The organism is Streptomyces sp. NPDC007162 (assembly GCF_040634175.1).
Taxonomy (GTDB): Bacteria; Actinomycetota; Actinomycetes; order Streptomycetales; family Streptomycetaceae; genus Streptomyces.
In genome coordinates, this window is the sequence record NZ_JBEYFC010000441.1 from 1 (window position 1) to 7,459 (window position 7,459).

At 72.7% G+C, this 7,459-nt stretch carries 5 protein-coding genes; 4 read left to right on the top strand and 1 reads right to left on the bottom strand.

Annotated features, from left to right (window positions below):
- Positions 1-210: 210 nt before the first annotated feature.
- Positions 211-990, top strand: a complete 780-nt coding sequence (locus ABZ646_RS35325; RefSeq protein ID WP_360528304.1) for an alpha/beta fold hydrolase — start codon at positions 211-213, stop codon at positions 988-990.
- Positions 991-1,336: 346 nt separating this feature from the next.
- A complete protein-coding gene (asnB, locus tag ABZ646_RS35330; protein ID WP_360528307.1) occupies positions 1,337-3,172 on the top strand; it encodes an asparagine synthase (glutamine-hydrolyzing) in 1,836 nt (611 codons plus the stop codon).
- Positions 3,173-3,241: 69 nt separating this feature from the next.
- On the opposite strand, the gene ABZ646_RS35335 is transcribed toward asnB, so the two are convergent.
- Positions 3,242-4,870 (bottom strand): alpha/beta hydrolase, encoded by a 1,629-nt coding sequence (locus ABZ646_RS35335; RefSeq protein WP_360528310.1) that lies wholly within the window; start codon positions 4,868-4,870, stop codon positions 3,242-3,244.
- Between the two features lie 334 nt (positions 4,871-5,204).
- Between ABZ646_RS35335 and ABZ646_RS35340 the strand changes: the two genes are divergently transcribed.
- The gene (locus ABZ646_RS35340) at positions 5,205-5,837 is read left to right on the top strand and encodes a chaplin (protein ID WP_360528313.1); all 633 of its coding nucleotides are present in this window, start codon (positions 5,205-5,207) and stop codon (positions 5,835-5,837) included.
- A gap of 753 nt (positions 5,838-6,590) precedes the next feature.
- Positions 6,591-7,459 (top strand): GNAT family N-acetyltransferase (locus tag ABZ646_RS35345; RefSeq protein WP_360528316.1); only part of this gene is annotated, 869 nt, incomplete at its 3' end.

Here is a 7,459-nt window from a genome sequence, read left to right on the forward strand (position 1 = left end):
AGTCGGGCCCGGATCGACTCGACGGCTCTGTCGAGGTCGGCGCCCGCGCGGTCCAGCTTGTTGACGAAGGCGATCCTGGGCACGCCGTGCCGGTCCGCCCTGCCGTCCGGCGCACTCGTCACCCTGTCGAGGCCGGCTCACCGGTGACGGCGTGCCACGCGGCCCATTACCGTACCGGGCAGTAACCGGATCGCGTCCCAGGAGGCCCCCATGCCGCAGCTCGAAGTCGACGGAGCGGTGCTGGCGTACGACGACGAGGGCCCCCGGGACGGCACCGCCGCCCCCCTGGTCCTCATCCACGGCTGGACCGCCGACCGGCACCGCTGGGACCACCAGACCGAGCACTTCGCCGGGCGCCGCCGGGTGGTCCGGCTCGACCTGCGCGGCCATGGCGAGAGCACCGGTGCCGGGGTGCGGACCATCGCCGAGCTGGCGCAGGACGTCACGGCCCTCCTCGACCACCTGGAGGTGGATCGTTTCGTGCCCGTCGGACACTCCATGGGCGGCATGATCAGCCAGACCCTCGCGCTCACGCACCCCGCGCGGGTCGAGCGGATGGTCCTGGTCAACTCCATCGGGCGGATGGCGTACAGCCGTGGCCGCGGGCTGCTGATGGCCGCCTCGACGCTGGTTCCCTTCAGGCTGTTCGTCGCCGCCAACATCCAGCGTGCCTTCGCCCCGGGGTTCCCCCGTGAGCGGGTGCGCGAGTACGTCCGCTCGTCCGCCGGCACCCCGCGCGAGGTCGTGATGACCCTGTACGGCGCCATGCGGGCCTTCGACGTCCTCGACCGGGTCGGCGAGATCGCCGTGCCCACGCTGATGGTGCACGGCTACCACGACATCCAGCTTCCGGTCGGGCAGATGCTGCGGATGGCGAAGGCCTACCCGGACGCCGAGGTCCGGATCATCGACGCGGGTCACGAACTCCCCGTGGAGCGGCCCGCCGAACTGACGGCGGCGCTCGACCGGTTCCTGACACCGGGCGCGTAGCGCGGCACCCCGACGGCGTCACGTGCCCCACGTGACCGGCGGCCGGCGCGAGCCGTGGCGCGAGCCGTGGCGCCGGTTCCGCTTGGGGAACTTTTTGCGCTTGGCCGGTTCCCGGCGGGCGGGGCCCGGTACGGGGCGGCCCCGCGGTCATCGCGCGGGCAAAGTGCGGCCGAAAGAGAGGGGCGGGAGTGCCGCTCCGTGTTACGGCCAGGTTGACCGGCCGGGCACCCGGGCGCACGCTCGTCATATAGGTGCTGAATACAAGTGGTTCGCTCGGGCAATCTCCTGTGTCGTGAAGCCGCAGGTGGCGCAGGGTGTCCGGCTGACCGGCAGCAGGAGGTAACACATGTGTGGCATCACCGGCTGGGTCTCCTTCGACCGTGACCTCACCACCGAGACGCACGCATTGGATGCGATGACCGAGACCATGGCCTGCCGCGGCCCCGACGACCGGGGCACCTGGAGCGAGGGCCCCGCCGCCCTCGGCCACCGCCGGCTCGCGATCATCGACCTGCCCGGCGGCCGCCAGCCGATGACCGTCCGCACCCCGGCCGGCACGGTCGCGATGGTCTACTCGGGCGAGGCCTACAACTTCACCGAACTGCGCCGCGAACTCCTCGCCAAGGGACACGAGTTCACCACCGACTCCGACACCGAGGTCGTCCTGCGCGGCTATGTGGAGTGGGGCGACGCGATCGCCGAACGGCTGAACGGCATGTACGCCTTCGCCATCTGGGACGGCCGCCGCGACGAACTCGTCATGATCCGCGACCGGATGGGCATCAAGCCCTTCTACCTGTACCCGACCCCGGACGGCGTCCTGTTCGGCTCCGAACCCAAGGCGATCCTCGCCAACCCACTGGCCCGCCCCCGGGTCGCCCTGACCGGACTGCGCGAGCTGTTCACCATGGTCAAGACCCCCGGGCAGGCCGTCTGGGACGGCATGCGCGAGGTCGAGCCCGGCACCGTCGTCACCGTCGACCGCCGCGGCCTGCGCACCCGGACCTACTGGCGCCTGGAGACCCGCCCGCACCCCGACGACCGCGACACCACCATTGCGACCGTCCGCGAACTCCTCGACGACATCGTGCGCCGCCAGCTGGTCGCCGACGTACCCCGCTGCACCCTGCTCTCCGGGGGCCTCGACTCCTCCGCCATGACGGCGCTCGCCGCCCGGCAGCTCGCCTCCCGGGGCGAGAAGGTCCGCAGCTTCGCCGTCGACTTCGTGGGCCAGACCGAGAACTTCGTCGCCGACGAACTGCGCGGCACCCCCGACACTCCCTTCGTGCACGACGTGGCGCGCCTCGCCCGCACCGACCACCAGGACATCGTCCTGGACGCGGGCAGCCTCGCCGACCCGGCCGTGCGCGAACAGGTGATCCGGGCCCGCGACCTGCCGGCCGGGTTCGGCGACATGGACGCCTCGCTCCTGCTGCTGTTCAAGGCCGTCCGCGACCAGTCCACCGTCGCGCTGTCCGGGGAGTCCGCCGACGAGGTGTTCGGCGGCTACCTGCAGTTCTTCGACGAGGGCGCCCGCAATGCCGACACCTTCCCCTGGCTGTTCCGGTTCACCCGGCATTTCGGAGACGACTCCGACGTCCTGCGCGCGGACCTGGCCAAGTCCCTCGACCTGGAGTCCTACATCGCCGACTCCTACCACTCCGCCGCCTCCGCCATCCAGCGCCTGGACGGCGAGAGCGACTTCGAGTACCGCATGCGCCGGATGAGCCACCTCCACCTCACCCGCTTCGTACGCACCCTGCTGGACCGCAAGGACCGGATGAGCATGGCCGTCGGCCTGGAGGTCCGGGTGCCGTTCTGCGACCACCGGCTGGTCGAGTACGTCTACAACGCGCCCTGGGCCCTCAAGTCCTTCGACGGCCGTGAGAAGACCCTGCTCCGCGAGGCCACCCGGGACGTCCTCCCGCAGTCCGTCTACGACCGGGTGAAGAGCCCCTACCCCTCCACCCAGGACCCGGAGTACGGCCGCGCCCTCCAGGAGCAGGTCAAGGACCTGCTCGCGCGGCCCGGCCACCGGGTCTTCGACCTCGTCGACCGCGAGAGGGCGGACCGGGCCGCCTGCCGACCCGAAACGTCCGACCAGGCCGCCCGGCGCGGCCTGGAACGCATCCTCGACCTGGCCCACTGGCTCGACCTCTACGACCCGGAGCTCGTCTCCTGAGGCACCTGAAGCAGCTGAGACTCCTGAAGCAGCTGAGGCGCCCGGGACTCCTCGCAACGGCCCCCGCGCTCAGCCCGACGAGCCGACGCCGCTCGTGTCGCTGTCCGCCGGGCAGGAGCTGCCGTCGGCCGGCAGCGTGCCGTACAGCAGGAAGTCGTCGACCTTGCCGTGCACGCACCTGGAGGACGTGTACCCGGTGTGGCCGTCGCCCCTGTTGTCCAGCACCACGGCCGACGGACCCAGGCGCCTCGCCGTCTCGATGGTCCAGCGGTACGGCGTCGCCGGGTCACCACGGGTTCCCACCAGGAGTATCCGCGCCGTGGGTACGTCCTTCACCTCATCCCGGATGAAGGACGTGCCGCGCGGCCGGCCGTAGCACAGCATGAGCTGCGTCAGCCGGAACCGGCCGAAGACCGGGGATGCCTGCTGGTACTGCCGGTTCAGCCGGGCGACGTCCTTGATGAGCTGTTCGGCGCCCGGCCGGTCCGGGTCGTCGGCGCAGTTGATCGCCATCAGTGCCGCCGACAGGTTGTCCACGGGGATGTCCGAGCCGGCCACCAGCCCGCCGCCGCGGCGAGCACCCGCCGTCGTCTTGCGTACGAGCGGCACGGCGTAGCCGCCGGACGCGAAGTTCTGCACCCCGCGGGTGTCCCCGTCGTCCATCAGCGAGGCCAGCGCCCGAGCGAGCAGCGGCCACAACTCCTTGCCGTACAGCCCCTCCCCGATGGCCCCCACCAGGTCCTGGCCGGTGAAGGGGGCGCCGAAGTCGGACGGCACCGGGTCCCTGTCGAGCGAGCGCACCAGCCGGACGACCGCTTCCCCGGCCTTGCGCCGGTCCTGCCCGAACGGACATCCGAGGTCGGTGACACACCAGTCGAGGAAGTCGTCCAGCGCGGTCTGCTGTCCCTGGGCGCCGGCCAGGCCCTGCTGGGCCAGTGACTCGGTCAGCGTGTCCACGCCGTCCAGCGCCATCCTGCCCACGTTGTGCGGGAACTGAGCCGCGTACACCGCGCCCAGCTTGGTGCCGTAGGAGAAACCCAGGTAGTTCAGCTTGCTGTCGCCGAGCGCCTGGCGGATGACGTCCAGGTCGCGGGCTGCGTTCACGGTGCCTATGTGGGCGAGCACCGGCCCGGAGTTCCTGGTGCACCGGGCCGTCAGCTGCTGCAGTTGCTTCATCAGGGCCTGCGGCCGGGTGACGTCCGGGGGCTCGGCCGTGCTGTGCTCGTCCGGGGCCTCGGCGGTGCCGTCGCCGCAGCTGACGGGGGAGGAGCGGCCGACGCCGCGCGGGTCGAAGCCGACCACGTCATAGCCGTTGGTGAGGCCCATGAACTTCTTGCCCGCCAGCCCCAGCTGGCTGACGCCCGAGCCGCCCGGCCCGCCGAAGTTCAGCAGCACCGAGCCCCGCGACCTGCCCGTGGCCCGGTAGCGGGACAGCGCCAGGTCGAGGGTGCCGTGCCCCGGCTTCGCGTAGTCGAGGGGGACGGTCACCTTGGCGCACTGCATGTCCTTGGGCAGGTCCTCGTCCTTGCACACCGTCCACCTGACCTTCTGCCGGTAGAACCGGGAGAGGTCCGGCCGGTCGCCGCCCGCCGACGGGACCGGGGCCGCGGGCAGCCCCGCGCCGAGCAGGGCCAGTGTGACGGCTCCGGCACCGACGCAGTGCCGAAGGACGGACCGGGTACGGGGCACGGCAGGCATCGGGGGCCTCCAGGGACGCTCCGTGACGGACCGGGTACAGAGGGCTTTCGTCCACCATAAGCGGGCTGCGCGGGGCCCGCCTCCGGGCGGGCGGGCCGGGCCGGGCGCCGTACTTCGTGCCACTCGTGCGCTTCGGAGCCCTTGCACACTTTTGCCGCTGGTTCGATATCGATGTCACTCGATGGGGTGGAAGGTGGATAAGCCATAACTCACATGGTTCGTCTGCGTTTTAACCGATGCGGGCGAGCGCCCGCAATCATGTCTGGAAGGCAGGGAACCTATGAAACGGGTTGCCCGAAACAGTGTGATCGCCGTCGCCGCCGCCTCAGGGGCGATGGCTGTGGCGGTCCCGGCCTGGGCCGACGCGGGTGCGGACGGAACCGCGGCCGGTTCGCCCGGGGTGGTCTCCGGCAACGGCATCCAGTTGCCGGTGCACGTTCCGGTGAACGTGTGCGGGGACACCGTGAACGTGGTGGGGCTGCTGAATCCGGCGGCCGGCAACACCTGCGCGAACGAGGGCGGCGGGGCCGGCGGTGCGTCCGGCGGCTCGGCCACGTCCGGTGGGGCGAGCGCGCGGGGCACGGAGCAGGACTCGCCGGGGGTGGTCTCGGGCAACGGCATCCAGTTGCCGGTCGACCTCCCGGCGAACGTGAGCGGCAACAGCGTCGACGTGGTCGGCGTCCTCAACCCGGCCCTCGGCAACACCTCGGTGAACGACTCCGGTGACCACCCGACCCCGCCGAGGACGACCCCGGAGCCGCCCGCCGCGCAGCCGCCCGCTCCCGAGCCGCCCAAGAAGCACCCGGCCCCCAAGGCGCCGCACCACCCGGCAGCGCCGCCCGTCACGGACGCCGCCCTCGCCCACACCGGCACGGACCTGGCCGGCCCCGCCGCGGCGGCCGCCGCGGCACTGCTGCTCACCGGAACCGCTCTGCACCGACGCTTCCGCCCGGACCGGGCCCGCTGACCGCCCCCGTGTGACACACCGAGGCGGCCGGAGCCAACCCGAACCGACGGGCCCCACCCCCCCACCCGGTGGGGCCAGCGCCGCCCCACTCCCACCCGAACCCTCACCGACTCCCAACGCCGGACCCCGTCCGGCGCCCGCAAGCAAATCCGCCGGTTCGGCGGCGCCGAACCTAATGGGCGGGCGGTGTCCAAGTCCGCGCACGGCGGGCGGTGCCCACGTCCGTGCGGCAGGTCGCGCCGCCCCGTGCGCTGCGGCCGCCACGAGGTCCGTGCGGCGGGGCAGCCCAGGTCCGTGCGGCGGGTCACGCCGAACGTGCGCTGCGGCCGGCACCAGGTCCGTGCGGCGGGGTGCGCCGGACCATGTGCTGCGGCCGGGACGGAAATCCGCCGGTTCGGCCGGGCCGAACCTGAAGGGCGGGCGGTGTCCAAGTCCGCGCACGGCGGGCGGTGCCCACGTCCGTGCGGCGGGGCGCGCCGGACCATGTGCTGCGGCCGGCAGGGAAGTCCGCCGGTTCGGCCGGGCCGGGCCCGGAGGCGGAGCGGCGTTCAGGTCTGTGCGGCGGGTTGCGCCTGATCGGCGAGGTCGTGCGCGTCGCGCCGTCGCCAACAAGCCTGGCCCAGCGCCCCGTTGAGCAGCCGACGGCCTGATCCCGGCGTGGCGCCGTGCTCGGTGATCGGGAAGGATGCTGCGGGCGCGCGGTGCAGGCCGCCGCGTTCTTCGACCCCGCCACGCACGCAAGGGAGCGCATCGATGACCTCTCCGGCCCCCCAGGACCTCGTCGTCACGCAGGCCACGCTCGACGACTGGCCCGTGATCAGCGGCTGGGCGGCGGACGAGGGGTGGAACCCGGGGCTGTCCGACGGTCCCGCCTTCTTCGCCCAGGACCCCGAGGGGTTCTTCCTCGGCCGTATCGACGGGGAACCGGTGTCGGCCATATCCGTCGTCAACTACGACGCCCACTACGCCTTCCTGGGCTGTTACCTGGTCCGCCCCGACCTGCGCGGCCGGGGCCACGGCCACACCACCTGGAAGACCGCGCTGGCCCACGCGGGCGACCGCACCGTCGGGCTGGACGGCGTGGTGGCCCAGCAGGACACCTACCGCCGGTCCGGCTTCCAACCGGCCTACCGCACCATCCGTTTCACCGGCGCCGCCCAGGCCGCGGAGATCTCCGCGGGTGTCCGCGCCGCCCGCCCCGCCGACCGGGCGGCCGTCAGCGCGTACGACAGCACCTGTCACCCCGCCGCCCGCCCGCGCTTCCTCGCCGCCTGGCTGGCCGGCCCCGGCCACACGGTGTTCGTCCGCCACGACGGCGACCGCCTCACCGGCTACGGCGTGCTCCGCCCGGGCCGCGACAGCCTGCGCATCGGCCCGCTCTTCGCCGACACCGCCGCCGACGCCCACGCCCTGTTCGCGGCCCTCACCACCGAGGCGGCCGGCGCCCAGGTCGCCATCGACGTACCCGAGACCAGCACGGCCGGCATCGCCCTCGCCGAGTCGGCCGGGTTCACGCCTTCGTGTACGCGTCGATCTCGGCCTTCAAGGACGTCCGCGTCAACGCCGTCGACCCCGGCTACACGGCGACCGACCTCAATGCCCACAGCGGCCCGCAGACCGTC